The 23163-nt window shown below is 55.5% G+C and carries 20 protein-coding genes; 11 read left to right on the forward strand and 9 right to left on the reverse strand.

From position 1 onward, the window contains the following. Positions 1-20 precede the first annotated feature (20 nt). The 9 genes from AC0V6M_RS11420 to AC0V6M_RS11460 all read right to left on the reverse strand — a co-directional run bounded on the left by AC0V6M_RS11420 (position 21) and on the right by AC0V6M_RS11460 (position 12461). Complete coding sequence (locus AC0V6M_RS11420) at positions 21-1046, reverse strand: SDR family NAD(P)-dependent oxidoreductase (protein WP_486138927.1); 1026 nt, start codon at positions 1044-1046, stop codon at positions 21-23. Next, positions 976-2118, reverse strand: a complete 1143-nt coding sequence (locus tag AC0V6M_RS11425) for a thiolase family protein (protein WP_486138928.1) — start codon at positions 2116-2118, stop codon at positions 976-978. The genes AC0V6M_RS11420 and AC0V6M_RS11425 overlap by 71 nt, the downstream gene beginning before the upstream one ends. 2 nt (positions 2119-2120) lie before the next feature. Further along, positions 2121-2534, reverse strand: a complete 414-nt coding sequence (locus tag AC0V6M_RS11430) for a Zn-ribbon domain-containing OB-fold protein (RefSeq protein ID WP_486138929.1) — start codon at positions 2532-2534, stop codon at positions 2121-2123. Positions 2535-2630: 96 nt separating this feature from the next. Continuing rightward, positions 2631-3920, reverse strand: coding sequence for a spinster family MFS transporter (locus AC0V6M_RS11435; RefSeq protein WP_486138930.1), 1290 nt, complete (start codon positions 3918-3920; stop codon positions 2631-2633). Next, a complete protein-coding gene (locus AC0V6M_RS11440; RefSeq protein WP_486138931.1) occupies positions 3917-4684 on the reverse strand; it encodes a crotonase/enoyl-CoA hydratase family protein in 768 nt (255 codons plus the stop codon). Before AC0V6M_RS11440 ends, AC0V6M_RS11435 begins: the two co-directional genes overlap by 4 nt. Before the next feature lie 31 nt (positions 4685-4715). Further along, positions 4716-6299 carry a class I adenylate-forming enzyme family protein gene (locus tag AC0V6M_RS11445; RefSeq protein WP_486138932.1) on the reverse strand — a complete coding sequence of 528 codons (1584 nt, stop codon included), beginning with the start codon at positions 6297-6299 and terminating at the stop codon, positions 4716-4718. Between the two features lie 179 nt (positions 6300-6478). After that, positions 6479-8857, reverse strand: coding sequence for a TonB-dependent receptor (locus AC0V6M_RS11450; RefSeq protein WP_486138933.1), 2379 nt, complete (start codon positions 8855-8857; stop codon positions 6479-6481). Positions 8858-9090: 233 nt separating this feature from the next. After that, positions 9091-10881, reverse strand: a complete 1791-nt coding sequence (locus tag AC0V6M_RS11455; RefSeq protein ID WP_486138934.1) for a carboxylesterase/lipase family protein — start codon at positions 10879-10881, stop codon at positions 9091-9093. Positions 10882-10901: 20 nt separating this feature from the next. Beyond that, a complete protein-coding gene (locus AC0V6M_RS11460) occupies positions 10902-12461 on the reverse strand; it encodes a class I adenylate-forming enzyme family protein (RefSeq protein WP_486138935.1) in 1560 nt (519 codons plus the stop codon). A gap of 159 nt (positions 12462-12620) precedes the next feature. On the opposite strand from AC0V6M_RS11460, the gene AC0V6M_RS11465 reads away from it, so the two are divergent. The 11 genes from AC0V6M_RS11465 to AC0V6M_RS11515 all read left to right on the forward strand — a co-directional run bounded on the left by AC0V6M_RS11465 (position 12621) and on the right by AC0V6M_RS11515 (position 23008). Continuing rightward, on the forward strand, positions 12621-13757 hold the full coding sequence (locus AC0V6M_RS11465; RefSeq protein ID WP_486138936.1) for an acyl-CoA dehydrogenase family protein: 1137 nt from the start codon (positions 12621-12623) through the stop codon (positions 13755-13757). Next, on the forward strand, positions 13754-14902 hold the full coding sequence (locus tag AC0V6M_RS11470) for a CaiB/BaiF CoA transferase family protein (protein WP_486138937.1): 1149 nt from the start codon (positions 13754-13756) through the stop codon (positions 14900-14902). The genes AC0V6M_RS11465 and AC0V6M_RS11470 overlap by 4 nt, the downstream gene beginning before the upstream one ends. Before the next feature lie 33 nt (positions 14903-14935). Next, on the forward strand, positions 14936-15730 hold the full coding sequence (locus AC0V6M_RS11475; protein WP_486138939.1) for an SDR family NAD(P)-dependent oxidoreductase: 795 nt from the start codon (positions 14936-14938) through the stop codon (positions 15728-15730). Positions 15731-16578: 848 nt separating this feature from the next. Beyond that, entirely contained in the window at positions 16579-16770 is a 192-nt protein-coding gene (locus AC0V6M_RS11480) for a hypothetical protein (RefSeq protein ID WP_486138940.1), read from the forward strand. A 587-nt stretch (positions 16771-17357) separates the two neighbouring features. Further along, complete coding sequence (locus tag AC0V6M_RS11485) at positions 17358-18623, forward strand: tyrosine-type recombinase/integrase (RefSeq protein WP_486138941.1); 1266 nt, start codon at positions 17358-17360, stop codon at positions 18621-18623. A 546-nt stretch (positions 18624-19169) separates the two neighbouring features. Then, the gene (locus tag AC0V6M_RS11490) at positions 19170-19376 is read left to right on the forward strand and encodes a helix-turn-helix transcriptional regulator (RefSeq protein WP_486138942.1); all 207 of its coding nucleotides are present in this window, start codon (positions 19170-19172) and stop codon (positions 19374-19376) included. A 3-nt stretch (positions 19377-19379) separates the two neighbouring features. Next, entirely contained in the window at positions 19380-19661 is a 282-nt protein-coding gene (locus tag AC0V6M_RS11495; protein ID WP_486138943.1) for a hypothetical protein, read from the forward strand. Further along, on the forward strand, positions 19658-20053 hold the full coding sequence (locus AC0V6M_RS11500) for a hypothetical protein (RefSeq protein ID WP_486138944.1): 396 nt from the start codon (positions 19658-19660) through the stop codon (positions 20051-20053). The genes AC0V6M_RS11495 and AC0V6M_RS11500 overlap by 4 nt, the downstream gene beginning before the upstream one ends. Further along, positions 20050-20988, forward strand: coding sequence for a DUF7146 domain-containing protein (locus tag AC0V6M_RS11505; protein WP_486138945.1), 939 nt, complete (start codon positions 20050-20052; stop codon positions 20986-20988). Before AC0V6M_RS11500 ends, AC0V6M_RS11505 begins: the two co-directional genes overlap by 4 nt. Beyond that, positions 20985-22523, forward strand: coding sequence for a YfjI family protein (locus tag AC0V6M_RS11510; RefSeq protein ID WP_486138946.1), 1539 nt, complete (start codon positions 20985-20987; stop codon positions 22521-22523). Before AC0V6M_RS11505 ends, AC0V6M_RS11510 begins: the two co-directional genes overlap by 4 nt. Positions 22524-22687: 164 nt before the next feature. After that, positions 22688-23008 (forward strand): hypothetical protein, encoded by a 321-nt coding sequence (locus tag AC0V6M_RS11515; RefSeq protein WP_486138947.1) that lies wholly within the window; start codon positions 22688-22690, stop codon positions 23006-23008. Positions 23009-23163 lie beyond the last annotated feature (155 nt).

A 23163-nucleotide genomic window follows, 5' to 3' on the forward strand; every position in this document is an offset into this window, starting at 1 on the left:
CGAAAACGACGGACGAGCGATCAACTCATTCCTCCGCGCGCGCCGCCGCTGACCGTTAGGACCTGACCGGTCACATAGTCCGATAGCGGTGAAGCCAACCAAAAAATCGATTCCGCTGCCTCGCGGATCGAGCCGGAGCGACCGAGCGTAATCATCGGATTTGGCTTGGTCGCGTAGATTTCTTCTTGGGTGGGCTTGTAGTCTGGATCGACTTTTACCCCCATTCGCGCAGCTTGCTTGGCCGTCATGCCGACATGGATTTTCCGGCCGTCCACTTCGATGACTTCATCTTCGGATTGCGGTTGACCAAAACGTGTTTGGATTACCCCGAACGCTGCGGCGTTCGAGTTAACGCGATAGCGGCCCCATTCCTGAGCCAAGGTGCGCATCAAGCCAAGCATCCCAGCTTTTGCAGAGGCGTAATTACCGGCGCCCATCAGGCCCCATTGCCCGGCCATGGAAGAAACCATGATCATCTTGCGATAATCGGCCGCCCCGGTTGCATCTTCTTTCTCAGCCGCGGCCTTGAATATGGGAGCACATGCGCGCGAAATCCGGAACGGTACGATGAGATGGATGTCGAGCATTGCCTGAAATTGCTCATCCGTCATGGAGTGGATACCGCCATCCCAGGCATAGCCAGCGTTGTTGACGACGATATCAAGCCGATCGCGCTTCTTTGCGGTCCCATGGACAAGCTCGTCACAAGCTCCTTCTGCAAGCAAGTCGCCGACAAATGCGCTGGCGCTGTCGGAACCAAAAGCACCATTGATATCATCGACGGCTTTCTGAGCCGCTTCCGCATCAACATCTGCAATAACGACATGGGCACCATTGGCGGCCAGCATCTCCGAAGTCGCGCCGCCAATACCGCGGCTACCACCGGTTACAATGGCCACTTTGTCTTTCAGTAGATCGCTCTTGAGGCGTGGTTCAATAAGCACGAGAATTTTCCTTAATCTGGTCGCTAACTGCTTAGTTCGACAGGACGTGGACGTAACAAACCGCCCCGACACCAACCATGTGCGCAAGGCCATGCTTGGCATTCGGCTGTTGACGCTCTCCCGCTTCCCCGCGCAGCCGCATGGTTAGCTCACCAATTTGTCCGACACCGGTTGGCCCGACCGGATGGCCCATCGCGATAAGGCCGCCAGAGGGGCTGATCGCGCATTGCCCGCCAATATCCCAATGGCCATCTTTCAGCATCGGGATGAATTCACCGGGATTGCAGATGCCTGTTGCTTCGGCGTAGAGCAGTTCCTCGGTGGCGAAGGCATCGTGCAGTTCGATCACGTCGAGATCACCCGGTGTTATCTGTGCCTCGGCGATCGCGCGCATCATGATTTCATTGCTGAGCGCGGTGTCAGGATTGAGCCCTTGATTGGCCTTCTCACTGCCCGCTGCCGATGATGCCACGCGGATTGCGCGAGATGGATCAATTCCCAGTCGCTTGATCCCCTCTTCCGAGGCTACAATCACGGCTGCTGCGCCTTCGCCAATAGGGCAGCATTGCAAGGCGGTTAGCGTGCCGGAAATTGGCGGCGCCCCAACCACATCATCCAAACTGCGAACCTTCTGCCGCTGGGCATTGGGGTTTTTCGCTCCGTTGGCGTGGTTTTTGACCGCGATCCGGGCGATGTCTTCGGGAGCGATCCCATGACGATGGCTATATTCGTCGGTCAACAAAGCAAAATGCGTGAACGGAGCGATCGCGTCATCCGCCAGATTGTCAATGCCAGTTTTTGAGCGGAACACGCCCTTCTTTGGCGGTTTGTCTACGCCAACCGCAAGTGCGACATCGCTGATCCCGCTGGCCACCTCGATACAGGCGTGACGAAACGCGGTCGAACCAGAGGCCGAGGCATTTTCAACGTGCACAATTGGCTTACCCAATGCGCCAAGGTGGCTAAGCATTGGGCGTCCCACTGCCATGCCGAGCAGTGCATGGGCTACATACGAGCTCTCAACGCCTTCCCATTCAATACCTGCATCCAAAAGCGCACCGCGGACGGCTTCTAGTCCAAGCTCGACGTAGGGAGTGGCAGAGGCATGCTGGTAGCGGTGAAAGCCAACGCCAACGACATAAACGGGCGCAAGATCAGAAATCAGTTTAGCCATGATCAGTTCCCTTTTCCGGCTGGAGCAAATCGCAGATCATGCTCGCCTTTGCCTTCGCGTGGTTGCGGCACCAGTGTCGCCTCCATCGCATCGCCCGGGGTGAGTTGCGCCCCAGGCTCCACCGCCAGCATGGTGCGCACTTTGGGACCGTCTTCCAGCTCAATTGAGCCGATGGTAAAGGGCGCGGGGAGGGCGGGGTTCATCGACATGAATACCGGGGCACTGCAAATCAGCGTACCGCGACCGGTTAGCTTTTGAGGAGCGAGATCCTTTGATCCGCAAGCTTCGCAGCCATAATGTTGCATCGGAAAAAACACGTTTCCGCAAGCGTTGCACTTTCCGCCCAAGAGCGATGGAACATTTGCAGCAGCATCAGTGCCCTCTGCGGAAAACAACGCGTCGTTTGCGCTATCCATGATTGTCTCCTTGTTTCGCGGCAACTCTTTGCATTGGCTCTGGCTGCCTTCAAGTCATTTATTTGTTCATTAGCAAATATGTTGGTGTTGGTTTCATTACGCTGCTGCTGGCTCTGCCTTGTCACCCGGAGCGCCGAGATGATTTCCGGCAATCCAGAAATGCACAGCGGACCAAATGTTCACAGCCAAAAAGATACATAATGTATAGCGCAGCGAATCCGAGCCATATGCGGGCTTGAGCAGATCACTCACAATTCCGACCCCTTGCGGGCCAAGCCCCATGCCAACGATGTTGAGCAGAAACATGGAAATGGCCGATGCCACTGCGCGCATCCGAGGTTGAACCAGATTTTGAATGAGAGCGGTTGAAGGCGCAAGATAGAAGCCGCCGAGCAATGCAGGCACTGCGTAAAAGCAGAGTGCCAACCAGTAGTTATCAATCGTGAACCACAGAATTGAAAAGGGAACCACGATCACCATGGCAACAGCCATCGCCCAGGCACGCCAACGCTCATCAAATTGGCCGAGATAGTCGGTCACCCGGCCTGACATCAGCGTACCGATGGCTCCGCCAATTCCTGCTGAAAGCGCGAGGGTTAGCCCGATTTCAGTCCCGCTCAAATCATGGGTGCGAACCAGAAATGCAGGCGTCCAAACAATCATTCCATAACCGACGAAACCACCCAGCGACTTGCCGATTAAGATGTGGCGTATCGCCTTGTTCTTGAACATGTGCCGGACAGTCGGCCCAACCGATGCCCTATCTTCGGGAGAGCTTTGCGGCAGCACTGGCGGTTCTCGCACGACAAACAGCACGAGGACACCCAGGAGAATACCGGGTATGGCGACAATAATAAATGTCTGCCGCCAGCCAACCGTATCAAGGAGAAAGCCGCCCCCTAGGAAGGCCAGCAAAACGCCCAGACTGGCGCCCATTGCAAAAACACTCATGGCGGTTGCACGGCGCTTCTCATCGAAGAGCGAAGAGATAATCGAAATCGACGCCGGTGTGGATCCGGCTTCTCCGACTGCCACGCCCATTCGCGCGAACGCCATCTGGGCATAGGTGTTCACGATGCCGCACACCGCCGTCATTGCGCTCCAGACGATGACAGAGGCGGCAATGATGTTGCGGCGATAACCCTTGTCGGCAACCACTGCGATCGGGATGGCGAGAAAGGTGTAGAATACCGCAAAGGCCAGCCCAACGAGGAAGCCCATCTGCGTATCTGTTGCGCCCAGATCCTGTTTGATCGGCTCGAGCAAGATACCCATGATCTGGCGGTCAAGCTGGCTACAGGCATACACCGCACAAAGCATCGCCACGGTAAGCCATGGCCGCGCTGTGATGGGCGTTTCCTGAGTGCCTTGCGCAGTGGGGTTCATTTGCCGGTCCAGACTGGGTCCCGTTTTTCTGCAAATGCCTTGAGACCTTCAAAACGGTCCGCTGAATTCATCATCGGTTCGACGATTGGTCCCTGTTCTTCCCAAGCCTGCTTGTCGGTCCATTGCTCAGTTGCAGAACGGTAAGCCAACGCCTTTGATGCCTTGACCGCAATCGGGCCATTGCGCGCCACCAGTTTGGCAAAGCGCATTGCCTCATCCACCACCTCTTCCGATTTTACCACGCTGTTGACGTAGCCAAAGTGATGCATGTCTTGCGCTGATCTCGGCTCAGCAGTGATCACCATTTCCATCGCGATGTTATGCGGGATCCGGTGGGGCAGGCGGAAGCATCCGCCGCCTACTGCAACCAGCCCGCGCTTTGCCTCGGCAAGTCCGAAAACGGAGGTTTCAGATGCGACAATGATATCGCAGCACAAGGTCAGCTCCATCCCGCCGGCCAATGCTTGTCCGTCAACCGCTGCGATCAGCGGCTTTTCAGGAGGCATGCTCATAATGCCAAAACCGCCGCGCTTTGGGGCAACCGCCAGATCGCCCTTCAGCGCCCCTTTCAGGTCTTGCCCCGCAGAAAAGGTCGGACCCTTGGCACAAATGATCGCGCATCGAAGCTCGGTATCAGCTTCGTAATCGTCGATGATCTGCTCCATCTCTTCGGCCATGGCCCGATTAAAGGCATTGCGCGATTCCTGGCGGTCGAGCGTTATGGTCAGAATGTGGTCATGCGTTTTGGTCGTAATATACGTCATCTTGCGGCCTCTCCGATTGCTTTGCCCAGTGTCATACCGCGCGCTCGCGGCCTTCCCAGAAGGGGGCCCGCAGGTCTTTCTTCAGCAGCTTGCCCATGGTGTTGCGGGGCAATTCGTCACGAAATTCGATGACGCGCGGCCTTTTGTAAGACGCAAGATGTTCCGCCGCGAAGTCGCGCAGCCGATCTTCGGCCAAACTTCTGCCCGGCTTGAGTTCGACAAAAGCCATGACCTTCTCGCCAAATTCTTCGTCGGGCACGCCGATCACTGCAACGTCCTGAATATCAGAATGCTGGATCAAGGCTGCCTCGATCTCGGCAGGATAGATGTTCACGCCGCCCGATATGATCATGTCTTTGACCCGGTCGGTTATGTATATGTAGCCGTCCTCATCCAGCATCGCCGCGTCCCCAACACGGAAATAGCCGCGATCATCCAGCGTATCACTTCCGAGCAAATCAGCGTTCACATAGTTGCGGATGGTGACGGGCGTATTGATCCAAATTTCGCCAGATTCTCCTGCGGGAAGCACATTGCCATCCTCATCGCGGATTTCGATCAGCACGTGTTTATGTGGCTTCCCCGATGATCCAGGCTTTAGCTTTTGCTCCTCAGGAGCCAAATTGCTGATCATACCCACTTCGGTCGCGCCATAGCTTTCGTGCAAAACTTCACCGAAAAATGAGCGGATCCACTCCTTGAGCGAAGCTGGGACAGGGGCCGCACCAACGCCAAGCGAGCGGACCGAAGACACATCGTATTTGCTCAGAATTTCTTCTGGCAGGCCATTGATCCGTTTGAACATTGTCGGCACGCCGGTCCAGAATGTGACCTTATGATCCTGCATCAATTGCAGAGTGCCTTCGGGATCAAACCGCCGCTGCAAGATCCCTGTGTTGCCATTGGCCAAGGTTGCGCGGACAAACCCGGGGCCAGCGCCATGATGCATCGGCATCGAGATTAGAACCACATCACCAGGAAATTGCGGCCGGGCAGCGGCAACCGATTGGCCATATTCCATGAGCTTTTGCATGTCCGCACCTTCACCCGGGCTCATATCTACGCCCTTGGGCAGGCCGGTCGTGCCTGACGTGTAAATGATCAGCGGCGCCTCACCCTTCGAGAAACGCGCCGGGGCATCTTCAGCGAACAGTTCTTCGTACGAGACAAACTCATCGGCTGGAACGTCGAGCGAGACCTTGAGTTTGAGCGGGACACCTTCGAATGCAGGCAGCAATGCAGCGGGATCGGCATCGTCGCAGATGAGCACCCTGGCATCACTGTTGGTAAGAACGTAATTCACTTCGCTAGGGGTAAGGCGCCAGTTCAGGCCAAGGATCGAACAGCCAAGCTTTGCTGCGGCTGAAGCGATGATGGCCCACTCCAACCGGATTTGCAGACGCGTAACGATAATGTCGCCCGCTTCAACTCCCAGTCGCGCAAAACCTTCGGCGACCTTGTCAGCCTGCGCATTCCAATCGCCGTAAGTCAGCGCTTTCTCGTCCTCAACTAGGGCCAATGCGTCCGATTTCTCCGAAGCCCAATATTCGACTGTACGCGGTGTGGGCGCTCCTGCTGTTCCCTCATTAACATTGGCTGTTTTTACATCGCTCATGGCGACTCTCCTAAATCAAATATTGTGGCTAGCGGTCTGAATCATTTGGGTGTGCGCTCGCCAAATTTTTGTCTGCAGCTCTTCTCAAGTAAATGGCCCGGTTCCGGAAAGCGGGAACCGGACCACAGTGGAGAGCTAGTCAGAAGTGATGCGGTTTTGAACAGCGGGGTGGCCATCTTTTACCATTCGAACCTTAGCGAAACGCCATATTCGGCCGGGTTGCCAAGGAACCCGTCCTTGCTTCCCGGTTGGAACACTGACGAGAATATCAGGCTGTTATAGACCTCGTCCGTGCAGTTGCGGCAAAATGCCGAAACCTGGAACTGCTCACCGATATTGAGGCCGGCTGAAACATTCAGCAAACCATAGCCGTCGATCTTCAGTTCACTGCCGTCACTGGCAACGCGGGTGCCGGTGAAGGTCGAGGATTGAAAGTAATATTCTGGCCGCGCGAAAACTTCGAGCGTGTCGGACAATGGCAGCTCAAGGCTTGCAAATACGGCCCCACTCCATTCTGGGGCTGCGCCTAGGTCCTGCCCACCCAGAGGGGGCTCTCCATCAGCAACGCTCGGCACCTCGGCACCAAACTCAGTGTCGAGATAGCTGAGATTCGCACCGAAGCTTAGGTTTGATGAAATCCTTGCCGCCGCTTCGATTTCAAGTCCCTGGCTTCTGGCACTACCAGCGTTCGAGACGAAGAAACCCGTCCCGGTAAAGGTGTTTTGCTGTAGGCCTGAGATATCGGCTCGAAATGCTGTGAGGTTAAACGTGATCCGCCGATCCCAAAACTGCGACCGAAGTCCCAATTCGTAGGAATCAACGGTCTCATCCTCGAAGGTTGGGTCAAGCGGATCACACTGAAACACTGTTAGTCCTGGAACCGCTAGTGCGACCGCATTGGTGGCCGAACATGCTGGATCGACAGAAAACTGCCGACCCGCGGAGTCTCGGCCAAGCGCGATACCACCGGCTTTGAAACCACGCGAATAGCTCGCGTATGTCATGATATCTGGCGTGATCTGATAGCTCAGCGACGCGGTGCCAGAAAAGTCACTCTCACTACGCGATACGTCGTAAGCAAATGACGAGAATCCGATTGGCGCAAAACCAGTGAACGGCAGGTTGGACGCAAAGTTATCAAAGAAGGGAGTTTGAACCGCATCTTTCTCTTCATTCGTCCAACGCAGGCCTGCGGTAAGGTTCAACCCATCCGCGATTTCAAAGATATTGTGCGTGAAGATCGAGAAACTGGTGGCTTCCTGACTCGCAACATTACCGTAAGCAGCTTCTTGCGCTGGGTAAATCGCAGGAAGACCAAGGATTTGCCCCCAGGTGTTCAGATCGCCGCCAATCGAGATGTTGCCTGAAGTATCAATCCTTTCATCCGAATAGAATCCGCCGACCAACCAGTCGAGACGCCCATCAAACGCATCGCCTTGTAGTCGAATTTCTTGAGTGAAAGTCTCAATGCCAAAGTTGATTTCTTGGCCGAGTAAATCCGCACCGGAGAAATCCACGTCGTTGACTGTAAAGTCATCAAAATTACGATACGCAGTTACCGATGAAAGTTCAGCACCGCCTAAATCGATATTCAGCTGGAGCTGAATACCGCGATCCCGGTTCGTGTTAACGACCGGACGATTGACCGAAGTTGTAAACTCGGTCGGTGTTGGCGGGTTTGGATAACTCGCACCCCTCGCATCTGCGAGCCCAGCAAGGATGCCGGGCAATGGATTATCGGGATTGCTAAATCGTACAGACTGGCAGCACGACTCATCTATCTCTGAATAGTCGCCGATAATATATGCCTCAAATCCCGGAGCAATCTCCCAAAGGAGCTTGCCTGAAAAAGTGAAACGATTGCGATCATTGTATGACGTATCGCGCAACGGATCATCGACGAAGCCGTCGCGGCTCTGATAACCGAAACTGAAGCGCAAAGCGGCTTTGTCTTGAGCAATCGGCACATTGGCAGCGCCGCGGAAACGGACAAGGTTATGATTACCGCCCGTCAACTCACCAAAGCCCTCAAAATCGCTCAGGTTAGGACGCCGGGTTGCGACCTTGATAACGCCGGCGGTTGTGTTTTTACCAAACAATGTGCCTTGCGGACCACGCAAAACTTCGAGGCTGGAAATGTCGATCAAGTCGCCCAGGCCGTTACCGGACCGCGCCCGATAAACATCATCAATCACCAGACCTACTGCGGCCTCGATGCCCGGATCGCTGCCTGCCGTACCAAATCCGCGTAGAAAGAAGGAGCTTGATGTCGCCGGGCGGTTCGCAGTCGATGCCTGAAAACCAGGCGTTGCCGTCTGCAGATCAATGACGTCGGTGATACGTGCTTGATCGATCGCCTCACCGCTAAATGCGGTTACCGAGAGTGGCACCTCTTGCAAATTCTGGTCACGGCGCTGGGCGGTGACCACAATGACGCGATCATCGGCACTTTCTGGCGATTCTTCATCATTGCTTTGTGCATGTGCCGCCATTGGTAGCGCTAAGGCAGCAAGTGCCACGGATGAAAGGATAATTCCACGCATAAACTCTTCTCCCAACAGCCGGCATAAGACATCTTTTGATGTTCATTCAATGTCCAGCTCGTAGGAGCCTATAGATATTTGTTGGCCAAGCAATATGTATTTGCTTGCGAGACAATATGTCTGAGGAAAGAGAGCCCCGTTAACAAACCCAAGGAGCTCGAAGCTTTTTGCATGTCGTTGCCTTGAGGCTGCATAAGTCTGAACACACTTGGTTGTTTGAGGTCTCTGTCGCCGAACACCTCCGGACGTTAGTTGCCCACTTCCTTAGGTCTATGGAAGAACCGTCTTAGCCCCCAAACGCCAAACAATATGATCGCCAAGAGACCTATCATCCCTATTGCAAGTTGCATCGGCCCCATCACCGCTATGATTGTACCAAGCGTGAGCTTGGTGTCGGGGTGAGATGTGGGTTGAGAGTGATGCGCGGACGGATTGATGCCATCAAACGCTACGCCGTCCCAGATCTTACGCTCTGCACTTATGGGATCGTTCACGAGCGTGCTTTCCAGATCCAACACCATGGTTGCGCGTGCTTGTTCGTCATATGCTGGCCATTTACCCAGAGCCGCCGTGCTCGGATCGCCGCTACGTGCAAACGCTATCCACGCATCCTGAACCCGGTCGGAGAATTGTTGTAAGGATTGCCTGTTCTCGTCAGTCACCAAAATGTGATGCTGCCTCGTTTGCGGGGCATCCAGATTTCCGAAGACTATAGGTATATCCATTGCATGAGGGCTGCCAACCTTGCTGCCAGGCACATTCGTTTCAAACTCGAACAGGTACATCCAAACCGGATGTCCATTCGCGCTCATCTTTTCGGCAAGACGGATGCTCGGCATTCTGAAGAGAGCATCTCCCATCACCGCCATTCCAAACTCGCCGTCGGTTAAACTTGGACGCTCGGATTTATACGCATCGTATACGGCGGCGCTTCGCCCATCGGTCATCGCGTCAAGCCAAGGTTGATAGAAGTCGAAGGGCAGTCTGGCGATCCCATTCAAATGCGCCCAATTGCGGAACTCATCACGATTGCTGCCGATCATGACAGGTACTGGAGTGAAGTCAGGGTCGGCCAAATTCTCCCCATAGAATTCGGTCAAAACCTCTCCGTCTAGGCTCGGCAAAAACGAGCCCAAAGTGTACCTTTGTCCAACCCCCGAAAGATACGATGTCTGAAGGTCTAAAATCTCCTCAGCGCTCAAAGTCTTCAGATCCGCGACCGTTTTGAGCCCACCTTCGCCCATGATGCTGCGCGTTACAAAGGCAGACTCTTCCGTTGTTGTCAGGATGAACGGATGACCCGATTGGATTATCCCCCTTGCGAACAGACCGCGGGCGAGCTTCGTGTTGAGCAAGGTGCCGACCGACACGGCCCCCGCGGATTCGCCAAAGATCGTGACGTTTTGCGGATTGCCGCCAAAGGCCGCAATATTGTTGTTGATCCAGCGGAGCGCAGCAACTTGATCGAGCACGCCATTGTTGCCGCTGGTGCGATACGCGTCTCCGCCCAGATGGGTGAGATCCATCCACCCTAAGATCCCAAGCCGATACTGGATTGTCACCACAATCATATTGCCGCGTTTGGCAAGGCGAGCGCCATTGATGACCTCGGTTCGCGCAGAGCCGAATTGGTATCCGCCGCCGTGGATCCAGACCATCACCGGAAGATCACTCGTGTCGCCTTCCGGTCTCCAGATGTTCAAAGAGAGACAATTTTCGCTCGAGCTTTCGATCCTTACGTTGCCGCGCGAGGGGTCAATGCTAGGACACGCTGGGCCGAAACTTGTGGCGTCCAATGGCTCATCCCACACGGGCGGCGAACCGGGCGGCATGAACCGCGCCGCTCCTCCGGTTGAGGGTGCAAAGGGGATACCTAAAAAGGATTCAATCCCGTCATTGGCTTGCCCAATCACACCCCCAGACTTGGTGTCCACACTAGGCAGGCTTTGCGCCAAGGCCGCGGTGCCAAAAAGCCAGAAACAGGCTGCGGACATGACCGCCCAGCTTGCCATGCGGAAACAAGGGCGTTCAGATGCCATTACGTTGATCCCCTAACTGCTTAATGCACGCGGCGCTCTTGGCCTTCCCAATACCGCTCCTTCACGACGCGCCTCAGGGTCTTGCCAACCGCGCTCTTGGGTAAGGCGTCGACAAAATCGACACTGCGCGGCGCCTTGAAGCGGGCAAGCCGTTCAGAACAATGTGCGACCAATTCTTCTTCGCTTGTGTCAGCTTTGGTCACGACAACCGCTTTGACCGCTTCGCCCCATTTATCGTCCGGAACACCGACGGCGGCGGCTTCAAAAACGGATGGATGTTCCATCAGCGCGTTTTCGACTTCGGCTGGATAGACGTTGAAGCCGCCCGAAATGATCATGTCGGATTTGCGGTCGACGAGGTACAGGTACCCATCCTCGTCAATCCGGCCCATGTCGCGGGTGTAGAGCCAGCCATCCTTGATGGTATCGGCAGTAAGTTCAGGTGCGTTCCAATAGCCCTTCATCACCATATCGCCGCGCACAATGATCTCGCCAATGTTGCCGGCGGGCACATCATTGCCGTCTTCATCGGCTATGCGAACATCGACGTCAAAAGATGGTTTCCCAGCCGATGTAAGACGGTGGACTAGGGGTGGATCGTTCACCGCGAGATGATCCTCCAGTCCGAGGATTGAAATCACCCCGGTCGATTCCGTTTGCCCATACCCTTGCGACAAGACCGGACCGAATGCGGCAAGTGCCTGCTTGATGCGTTCAGGTGCCATTGGCGCTGTGCCGTAAACGATCTTCGTAAGCGAGGAGAGATCGCGGGTTTTGATATCAGGGCATTCGAGCAGCATATTGATCATCGTCGGGACCAATAGCACGTCGGTGACCTTGTATTCCTCGACGACCCGCAGAAAATGAGCAGGCTCAAATTTGGTCAGTAGCAAATTGCTTCGACCAGACAGCATGTTGGCCAATATCTGCCCGCCAGCGGCATGTGTGATCGGCGCCACATAAGCCGAAAGCCTCGGCGCGGATGCATCCAGGCCCTGCGCCATGAGGTAGGCCCGGGTGAGGCAAATCCAGTTGCCATGAGTGAGCATCGCGGCTTTTAGCACTCCTGATGTCCCGGACGTGTAGGCGAGTTTGTACAGACTATCCTTGTCCAGCTTTGCGGTGACAGGATCAGTGCTTCCCCCATCCTTGAAAGCGTCGAAGTCAATCCAACCAAGGTCGGGATCAACCTCGCCCACCACCACAACCTTGCGAACTGCGTCGATGCCCTCAAGGCTTGCCTTGGCAAGGTCCCCCAAGCCAGCGTGAGTAAACAGGATTGAGGCTCCGCTGTCCTCAAGCATTCCCTTAAGCTCGCCTGCCGAAACACGCGTATTGAGCGGCACTTTCACAAACCCGCTTTTCATTATCGCACCGTCGACAGCAATCGCCTGATAACAATTGGGCATCAAGATGGCCGCGCGGTCTCCCTGCTTTAAGCCAGCCGCCAACATTGCATTGGCCAACCGGGTCGCGCTTTCGCCAAGCTGATCGTAGCTTATCCGATCAGCACCATCGATAATGGCTTCCTTGTGTGCAAAGGCAGAAACGGCGCGGTCAAAGTGTATCCCAAGGTGCATTGCTCTCTCCCAAATGCGCCGATGACCTCTGTGCAATCCTGCGCCGCATCCTCTATAATGAGCGGCTCTTTCCCAGCCCGCAATATATTTGACGGTCAACAAGTATCATGCTTGATGATGAGTCAAGAACAATGTCCCATTGGGTGAGGAAATCCGAACATGTACCAGCTCTCGGAAGAAACAACCGCGATTGTTGATCTGGTCCGGCGATTGGTCAAAGATCATCAGATGCCGCTTGAGAGGCGAATATTGGCGGGCGAAACGCTTGTCCCTGACGACTTTGGTCCCGGACGCGAAGCTGCAAAAGCGGCTGGCCTTTGGGGTCTGACAGCGCCCGAATCGCTTGGCGGAATTGAACTGCCGATTGTCACCTACCTCGCCATATTTGAAGAGAAATGTAAGTGCCTGGCGGAGCTTCAATTTGGTGGAAGCAGCAGCCTAACCAATCTCTACGGTTTGGAAGGGGAGCAGAAGAAGCGGTACCTTGACCCGCTTCTCGCTGGCGAAAAGCGGCATTGTTTTGCTCAGACCGAGCCGAGTGGCGGCGCCGACCCCGCCATGTCCGTCAACACCAGGGCAACTCGGGCCCCCGATGGTGGCGGCTGGGTTATCAATGGCGACAAGATTTGGATCAGTAACTTTGCCTACGCTGATTATGTTTTCGTGGTTGCTCGCACCGAGAAGGGTAAGGGTGCCGCCGGGATTTCCATGTTTGGCGTCGAGACCGACAATCCAGGTATCACCGCTCGTGAAATTCCGATGTTGGGTCAGTTCAAAACACATCAGTTGATTTTCGACGATTGCAAAGTGGATGAGCTTTCCCTGATCGGCGGCGAAGGAGCGGGTTTCAAGGGGGCACAAAAGGCACTGTCCGCAGCTCGTTTCGAGGTTGGTGCACGCGCCCTGGGCATCGCTCAACGCTGTTATGAAATGATGGTCGACTACGCCAAAACGCGCCACGCTTTTGGCAGCGCATTGAGCGAAAAACAGGCAATTCAATCGATGATTGTTGATAGCTGGATTGAGATCCAACAAAACCGCCTGTTGATGTATGCCTGCGCTGAAAAGGCCGATCAAGGTCACGACACGCGGGTTGAGGCAAGCATGATCAAAATGGTCTGCACTGAAATGGTGGGCAAGGTGATCGACCGCGCGATCCAAATTCACGGGGGCGCGGGCGGAACATACGAGAGCCCACTTGCCCATTGGTACGATGGCCAAAGGCTGGCCCGTATTTATGAAGGGCCGACCGAAGTGCACAAATACCGGGTGATGGCGCGGCAATTGCTAAAATGACGGGTGTCCTTGCCGGGGTAAAAGTTATCGAAATCTCGGGCATTGGTCCGGGGCCATTTTGCGGCATGTTGCTTGCCGACTTGGGGGCGGAAGTCATCGCAATAGAGCGACCGGCGGCAGATCTGGGCAAGGCGCGACCTAACCAGATCTACCATCGCGGCAAAAGCTCGATTGCACTCGATCTCAAAGCACCTGAAGCAAGCGAGGTTGTGCTCAAGCTGATCTCTGATGCAGACGCGCTCATCGAAGGGATGCGGCCCGGCGTGATGGAGCGGCTGGGTTTAGCTCCGGACGTGTGTTTGGAGCGCAATCCCGCGCTGGTCTATGGACGAATGACCGGCTGGGGACAGACGGGACCGCTCGCCCAATCGGCCGGTCACGATAGCAATTACACAGCCCTGTCTGGGGCGCTTTGGTATGCCGGGGCTTCCGGCAGCGCGCCGCAAGCTCCCTCCACAGTGCTCGGCGATATAGCAGGGGGAGCGCTCTATCTGGCGCTCGGGATCCTCTCTGGCGTATTGCGCGTCAGGTCGGGCGGACAGGGCCAAGTTGTCGATGCCGCGATTGTCGACGGGTCGGCAAATCTGCTCAATCTGCTGCTATCAATAGTTGCCTCCACCGGCGGCGATTTTGCCAGAGATGCACAGGGGTTCGATAGCTCGCACTGGGCGGCCCAAAGCTATCGCTGTGCCGATGGTGGCTGGATCAATATTGCGCCGCTAGAGCCGCAATTCTACGCCGAACTCATAGAGCGACTTGGACTTGGAACAGATGAGCGCTTCAAAAAAGGGCAGTTCAATCCGGCCCTTTGGCCCGAGTTGCGCGCCGAACTCACACAGCTTTTTGCAAGCCAGCCGCGCGCGCATTGGCAATCGCTTCTCGAAGGCACGGACGGCTGCTTTGCCCCTGTCCTTGCCCCTGACGCAGCAGCGCAGCACCCTCATATGTCGCACCGGCAAGTCTATCACCGCGTGGACGATGTGTTGCAGACCAAGCCAGCGCCTGAATTTTCACGCGACCCCAGTGCCGCTCCGCAGGCGGTTGCGCCAAGAGGCAATGACTGGAAAGCCATCCTCAGCGATGCCGGGTACAGCGCCAATGCGATCGAACACCTTATTGAAAATGGAACAGTGTCAGCGTCGTAGATCACTAAGACGCCTAGGAGAGGATTTCACCAAATGGACAAAGATATGCTCGATCAATCAGGCCGCGTTTCACTGGTCACAGGCGCTGGCCAAGGGGTGGGGAGGCAGATCGCTCTTCATCTGTCCGACCACAACAGCGGCGGCGTTGCCGTGAATGACTACCATCTCGACAGGGCGGAGGCCGTTGCCGAAGAAATCCGCGCAGAAGGGGGCAAGGCGATTGCGGTCCAGTGCGACGTGACTGATCTTGATGCGGCCAAAGACATGGTTGCGAAAGTCAAAGCCGACTTGGGACCGGTTGGGACGCTGATCAACAACGCTGGCAACATGGGCGCAAACCCGACCGCAGATGTGATGAAGCCGTTCTGGGAAACCGGGCCGGAGGTTTGGAACCAGTCAATCGGCGTCAACCTCTACGGCGTGATGAACTGCACCGCTGCCGTCATGCCGGGTTTGATCGAGCGAAACGCTCCGGGCCGGATTATCACCATCATCTCCGATGCGGCGCGAAATGGCGATGCGGGACTGGAAATGTATGCCGGCGCGAAGGCAGGAGCCGCAGGATTTATGCGCAGCGTTGCGCGCACCGCCGCACGGTTTCAGGTCAACGCGAATTGCATAGCAATCTCTGCCACTCGCACCCCAGCGATCGAGGCGCAATTGGCCGATACTGATCGGGTGAAAAAGATGTTCTCCCGCTACATTGTACGCCGCCCCGGCGAACCCGATGATATCGCAAACATGGCTCTCTTCCTTGCCTCCGATGCGAGCGCGTGGATCAGCGGGCAGACCTATCCAGTAAATGGCGGATTTACGCTCGCGCTTTGAGCTGACCGGCACTGTCAGAGCAAATGCACCTAATTGACGGATAGGGCGTTGAGGGTAGGGCGGGGTGATGCCCAGATTCAAGAAGTCTGCTTTTTTGAACCGGCTAGGCGATTCTTGATTTCTAGCCAGAGAGGAACACCATACTCGTCTGAGTTCTCTGATTGTCACTTGCCCATCCAATTGTAATCGGACATGGAAACACCGCGTGCTGGTCTGTCCCGGTAGGTGAGGTGCGGAAAACTCAGATCGTCACCGCCGTTCAGCAAGTGTGCTGGCCGGGTGCCCGTCGCGTATGTCCAAGGTTCCGCCTAAAAGTGGCGGCGCCTTGTGGTGACGCAGGGTTTCCAACACCCGGCTTCGGGCCGCCTCCGATCCTTTGTGGAGGTTGTTAATGAACGAGACGCCGGTTTTTACACGCATTACTTATGCGCTTGAAAGGCCATCTACCGAAGCTCTTCGCCAGGTTCACGCAACGAAAGAAGAAAACGCGCGTCTAGATCGGTCTTTGAGGAAAAAGCCGGGTCGAAAGCCGAGCCCGCGCACGTACCAGATTTACCCGTAGCTGGTTCCTGAAGTAGGTGAAGCTATCGTCGAGGAAGCAGCGAGGAGGGGATTACGCAAGGCCATCTCATAGAGATGCTCTTGCGTGAGTCAGTCATCTGATTGGCTGGACCTTTCCAAGCAACCCACAAAGATGACTCTCCGAGCGCATCAAGCAAACCAGGTTGAATAGGGCTCTGAAGGCCTTGTGAAGGCACAAGTGTGCTTAAGCAGCATATCCCGACTTCTTCAATCGGCCCCTTTCTCGTCTTGTCAGTGAGGACTATTTGACTAACTTGGATTCTGATATGCCCGCAAAAATCGATCCAGAAGAAATGACGCTAGAAAAGCAGATGGCAAGTATTCGGCGTGATATGGCTGGAATCAACCATCGATGGACCGAGGAAAATGAGGAGCCTTGGAAGTTCTATGCGTGGGGCTTGATATCCGGTGTTGCTCTTGTTGCGGCGTCGGTGATCTTCACAAAGCTGTTCCTATAATGGATTATCCGACGAAACTATGAAGAACGGCGCGGGAGTTCTCAGCTTCCTTCTAGCGCAGTTTCTTTCGGCGCAAGTTTGGCATCCGATGATTTGGCTGAGGTGCGGCCTAGCGGCCAACCGAGCCGCGACGGTAGGACCGGATCTTGAATTTGGATACAACGTCTGGAGATTGTCCGCTGCTAATCGATCGATGGAAGCAGCTAAAGCTCCATGCTCAATGCAGTGAAGCGACTCGTGTTCTTCAGAGCCAGTTTCGGCAAGAGTTGTCAGACAGGCTAGAATCGAGCGGTGATGGACGCTTATGCACAGGCAGAGAAGCGGAGCCTATAGGGAGCCTAATTCGAGAGATTGGGCTCCACAACCAATTGGGCAGTTAAGAAGGAATGTAATATTCTGAAATTATGAGAGTATTTGGTGGACGCACTAGGGTTCGAACCTAGGACCCGCTGATTAAGAGTTATGTGGCCCACTCTGTGGACATCCTGCACTGCTCTCTGATTATCCAGGGGGATAGTCACTCTGTTCCATTGTTGTTCACGCTGACCCATGCTAGCGTGATTGCTAGAAAGTGAGTTAGCAATCACATGGCCACCGCTCGAATATCCAAATCCGCCGTTGATGGTCTAACCCCTGAGGCGCGCGATGTATTTTTGTGGGATGATCGCTTGTCCGGTTTTGGTGTCAAAGTCACACCAGCCGGTCGTAAAGTTTACATATTTCAATTCAGGATGGGTGGGCGAGGCTCTAAAGTCCGGCGCTATACAATAGGCCGTCATGGCGCGATAGCAGCCGATCAAGCGCGGTCTGAAGCTAATCGCCTGTCACTGCTGGTGTCGCAGGGGACAGATCCCCAGAGTGAAAAGGCAGAACGTCATCGGGAAACTGTCGAGCTTGCCTTTGACGGTTACGTAACGCGCTTCGTTGATGAATGCCTGAAGGTCGATTGGCCTGCGTCGTGGGAAGATGCCGAACGAACACTGCGCCGTTATGCGCTGCCGGTTCTCAAGTCCAAGTCACTGCCACAAATCCAGCGGCGCGATGTTACCGCCGTGCTTCGGCCACTCCGCAAGATGCCCGCAACGGAAAAGAAGGTATTTGCGATCTTACGACGGCTGTTTCGTTGGGCGGTGAACAACGGCGATCTGTCTGTGTCGCCCATGCTAGAGATGGAAGGACCTGAAGGTGCGAAGGCTCGCGATAGGTTCCTAGAGGATTGGGAGTTGAAACTAGTCTGGGAAGCCTGCGGATCGCTTCGCTATCCATTCTGCCCGCTGTTTCGTTTGCTCATTCTCACGGGGGCACGCCGCGAAGAGGTAGCGGGCCTGCCTTGGAGCGAGTTGGATCAGGGCAGGGCGCTTTGGTCGCTTCCCGCCGAGCGAGCCAAGAACGGTAATGCGACCGACATGGCGCTATCGTCCGGCGCGCTGGCCGAGATTGAAAGCCTTGAGGACATTTGGGACGATAGGGACAATAGCTGGCCGCGTAAGGGGCTTCTGTTCACCACCACGGGATCGACGCCGGTAAGCGGATACTCAAAGGCCAAGCGACGGCTCGATGCGCAGGTGGCCAAGGCCAATGATGGCGAGGTACTTGAACGCTGGACGCTGCACGATTTGCGCCGCACGCTGGCAACGGGAATGCAAAGGCTAGGCGTCCGCTTTGAAGTTACTGAGGCAATTCTGAACCATGTTGGGCAATCGAAGTCTGGTGTTGCTGGTGTCTACCAACGCCACGATTGGGGGCCGGAAAAGCGTGCCGCCCTTCAAGCATGGTCGGATCATATTGAGCGGCTGGTAACGGGCGCGAAGAAGTCGAATGTGATCACGCTTATTGGCGAACAGCGTGCCTAGGGGAGGTAAAAGGCAAGGAGCTGGTCGCCCCCGAATTGCCCTCGATGCCTGGGATCGCATTTTGATTGGAGCTCAATGTGAAAATCTCCAGAGGGAATTAGCTGAAAAGTCGCGGACGGCGAAATTCTACGAAGGTATCCATGAGGTTACTGAGCTTCGAGAACTTTGGGACTACACGAACGCAATCCCGGTAGGGCGGCGTAAATCGTGGCTGAAGAGTGGAGAAGCCAGAGAACACTTTGAAATTCTCAATAGCGCTCGCACCGAATTGCAGTCGTTCCTTGCAAAACAAAAGCCGATCAATGGAAGGTATGCGAATCGCAATGCTGTCATCGCCGCAGTCCGAAGTGAAAAGTCCTCCGCACTCGGTGTTGAGCTATCTCATTCATTCGTGGACCGGTGCTGGAAAGAGTATCGAAGAGAAGTCTTGAACGACCGCGATTGATTTCTAACCGGGTTCGGAATTGAGGAGAGCCCGACCCTGATAATTCACTTGCACCCATCCCAAGCGGGGCACTGTCCCCGCCAACACACGAGGTGCAAAAAATGAATGATTTGCTCGACACCAAGGCTGCGGCTCCCCGCGTAGGAGTATCGCCTGGGACACTTGAAAATTGGCGCACACGAGGTGTCGGCCCGAAATTTATCAAGACAAGTGGCAAGCGAGGTCGCGTTCTCTATGACCCAGCCGACATTGAAGCATGGAAAGCAGCGAACCGGTTCCAGTCCACCAGCGAAGCGGAAGCAGCGTGAGTTATGCACCGCGAAGAACCGGGGAACGCTACCCTGAAAAAGCGAAAGGCCCACGCCCGGACATTGTCCATTCGTGAGCCTCACGTTGAGAGCCTTTTAGCCGGGCTTGATCTCGACACCGATCTTACTGAATTACGCCGTTTTTGCAAGGTTTGGACTGTTGAGCGTTCGAGCTGGGATATCCAGCGTCGGAAGCGAGGCCTTTTCTCTGCAGGAAGGCTTTCACGCTCGGATGCCGATAAGGCCTTGAAGCGCGCGCTTGCCGAGAAAGGCGGTGCGCTATGAGTGCTGAACATCTACCCGTCGCCGCCCGCATCGGCCTTACTCATGTGTCTGTTGGGCAGACTGACGCTGGAACTTGGCGTGCAATGATCTGGTCAGAGAATGAAGGGCCAGCGCCACTCTTGAGCGATGGCACGTATGACGATGCTGTCCACCAAGCGATGCGATACACAAAGGCCCATCCGAGCGCGGTCTTGGAGTTGCCTGACGACTTCTCAACGATGAACGTCTGGCGACACAATGGCGGCTTCGAGGTGTTTCAGCTCAGCTCAAGTGAAGATAGCGGCGCTAGCCTGGCACACTTCGGCCCCAACGACCGAGATGCGGCAATCCTGTATGCTATGAAAAAGCTGGGTCAGTACGCCCCCTGTAAGATGGGGAGGATTGATCGATGAGTTTCATGGAAACCCAAACATTCCAGTTGCTCGATCTTGATGCAATCCGCTGCGACAATCACCTGCCTGATGTGGTCGCCGGTGCTGGCGTTGATCTTAAGGCGTCCGGCAGTGAGTGGAAGGCGTGTTGCCCGTTTCATTCTGAACGCACGCCTAGCTTCACAATCTTCGATGGTGGTCAGCGCTTCCATTGTTTTGGCTGCGGGGCGCATGGTGATGTGCTGGACTTTATCCAGCAATTGCACGGCGTCGGCTTTCGCGAGGCAGCAGATATGCTGGGCGCGGACACGTTGCCCAAGGTCAAGCTGCCGCCGATGCCAGCGGCGAAGGAAAAGTCTGAGACGATTGCTGAAGCTAAGGCGATCTGGACTGCTGCTGTGCCCGCTGAAGGCACGCTCGCAGAAACTTACCTTCGTTCTCGGGCAATTACGTGTGAGCTGCCAATGGCGCTTCGCTATGCTGAATTGCCTTACGGTAAGGGCGGGCGGGTATATCCTACCCTGATTGCCTGCATATCGTCGCCTGAGGGACCACTACAGGGCATTCAGCGCACGTTCTTGGCATATGACGGCAAGGGCAAGGCCGAGGTGCCTAAAGCGAAGCTCTCGCTGGGTAAGGTGTCTGGCGGTGCGATCCGCCTCGCACCTATGACGTCTGAGATGATCCTTGCTGAAGGTCTTGAGGATGCGCTCTCGCTTCAACAACAGCTTGAACGTTCAGTCTGGGCCGCTTGTGGCACTAGCAATCTGGGTAAAGTGCAATTCACTCCCACGGTTCGCTCAGTTGCCATTGGCGGCGACAATGATGGGCCAGGCCGCGAGGCTGCCAACAAGGCGGTGTGGGCATACGCGCAGCGCGGATTAGAGGCGCGGGCGTTCTTTCCCACCGGGGCCAAAGACTTCAATCAGCTTATTCAAATGGAGGCGGCACAATGAACGCGCCTGCAATCAAAGATGCGCTCGAACGTGCCAAGCCAATCGACATCTGGCCTGAGCCCTGCGAGCTTCCCGGTGGCCTCTACCCCGTCGCTGATTTCGATGGCTCCATGCTTCCAGAGGTTATGCGCGATTGGGTGTTCGACATCTCCGACCGCATGCAAACGCCGCCTGAGTGTGTCGCTGTTCCGGCAATGGTTAGCGCTGCGTCGGTTGTGGGCCGAAAGGTCTGCATCCGTCCTAAACAACATGATGACTGGCGCGAGGTTCCTAACCTTTGGGGCTGCTTGATCGGTCGTCCGGGTATGATGAAATCGCCAGCAATAAGCCACGCGCTGAAGCCATTGGGTCGCTTATCTGCAAAGGCAAGCGAGCAGCACGCTGACGCTCAGGCCGAGTATGACGCTGGCTCCTTAGAACGCGACATGCGCAAAGATGCTGCGAAGTCGGCGATGAAAAAGGCACTTGCCAAGGATGTCAGCGCAGACATCTCCGGCTTGCGCATCGAAGACGAGTCCGCCCCAGTATTGCGCCGATATTCAACTAATGATTCGTCGTATCAGGCGCTCGGTGAATTGTTGCGCGCCAACCCCAACGGACTGCTAGTTTCAAAAGATGAAATCATGGGACTGCTCAAGCCTTTGGAGCGCGAAGAGAACAGCGAGGCTCGGGCATTCTACTTACAGGGGTGGAATGGCGACGGAGAATATACAACTGACCGGATTGGTCGCGGGCAAAACCTGCGCATTCCGTCTGTAACGATCTCCGTCCTCGGCGGCACACAGCCAGCAAAGATACAAAGCTATGTCGATGGGGCGGTTTCAGGCCGCACTGATGATGGATTGTTGCAACGTTTCGCCATGGCTGTTTGGCCGGATATGCCAAAGTCATGGGAATATGTGGATCGTGTGCCGAACGGCAAGTATCGCGACCGGGTGTTCCGCCTCTTCGAGTATCTTGACGGCTTCACTCCTGACGGTGTTGACGCGCACGTGGATCAGAACGACCCGAACTTTCCGTTTCTCCGCTTCGACGAGGCTGCCGGGGAAAGGTTCAAGGTTTGGTTGACCGACCAGATGACGCGCTTGCGTTCCGAAGAACACCACCCTGCGCTAGAAAGCCACTTTGCGAAGTATCGTTCGCTAATCCCGTCACTTGCGCTGCTGCACCACCTAATGAGCGACGGTAAAGGTCCAGTTGGGGAATTGTCGGTTCTGTCGGCTATGGCTTGGGGTGAATTTCTCGAAACTCACGCCATGAGAATTTTCGGATCGGCAACCAATGATGCGGCTCAATCGGCGCGGGTTATCCTGCGTCGCCTAAGGGCTGGCGCTCTCGATAGTGGCTTCAATCGTCGCGATATTGAACGCCGGGGATGGTCTGGTCTTCAAGCAAACAGCGAGCGCATCGACGCGGGTCTTTCTATTCTGGTTGAATACGGTTGGCTTCGGGTGGAGCCCAGCAATATGCCTGGTCCCAGCGGCGGCCGCCCACCGTTGCCAACCTACCAGGTCAATCCAAAGGGACTAGCCTGATGGGTTACATAGACGAGCTGCGGAATTTCGTAGCGGAGAAAAGCCCCTCAGACCCACCGACAAAACCGACAAAACCCACCAGCTCGATAGAAGAGGTGGGTTCTGTCAGTTCTGTCGGTTCCCCGATGGGGGCTTTCTCCCAAAGGCAACAGCTAGAGAATTGGTTGGGCCTTGTTCCTACGCTCGATCCCCGCAAGCCCAATCCCGGCTTTGATGCGGACCGTTGGTTTGAAATGGTCAGCGCTTCCTACTGGTGGCTTGAGGGCTTCAGTCGGCAAGCGGCACTAGACGGCTGGCAAACTGCTGATGTGTTCGGCATTCGTCCCGGACACCCAAAGCTTGGCGGCTTGATTGATCGGTTGGGTTCCAGCCGCGCTCTGGTGATGGATGGCAAGCGTGCGCGCTGGCGTGTTCTGGGCGGGGTTAGCTGGCGGTTCAATGCTGGTGCCTATCCTGAGCTTCCAGCTTTTTGGGAGGTGCCCTGATACTCCACCCAGACACCGACCTCTCCTAATTAAGGTGAACGCTGCTAAGCAGATCAAGCGGGCAGGACGAGTTTAGCGACATTTCATCTGGATATTCGTCCAGCGAGTGCGGTGGTTTAGCATCTATGAGTATTTGCGCCAAATGGCGCTGTTTT

The sequence above is a fragment of the Erythrobacter sp. JB3-1 genome, assembly GCF_057364995.1.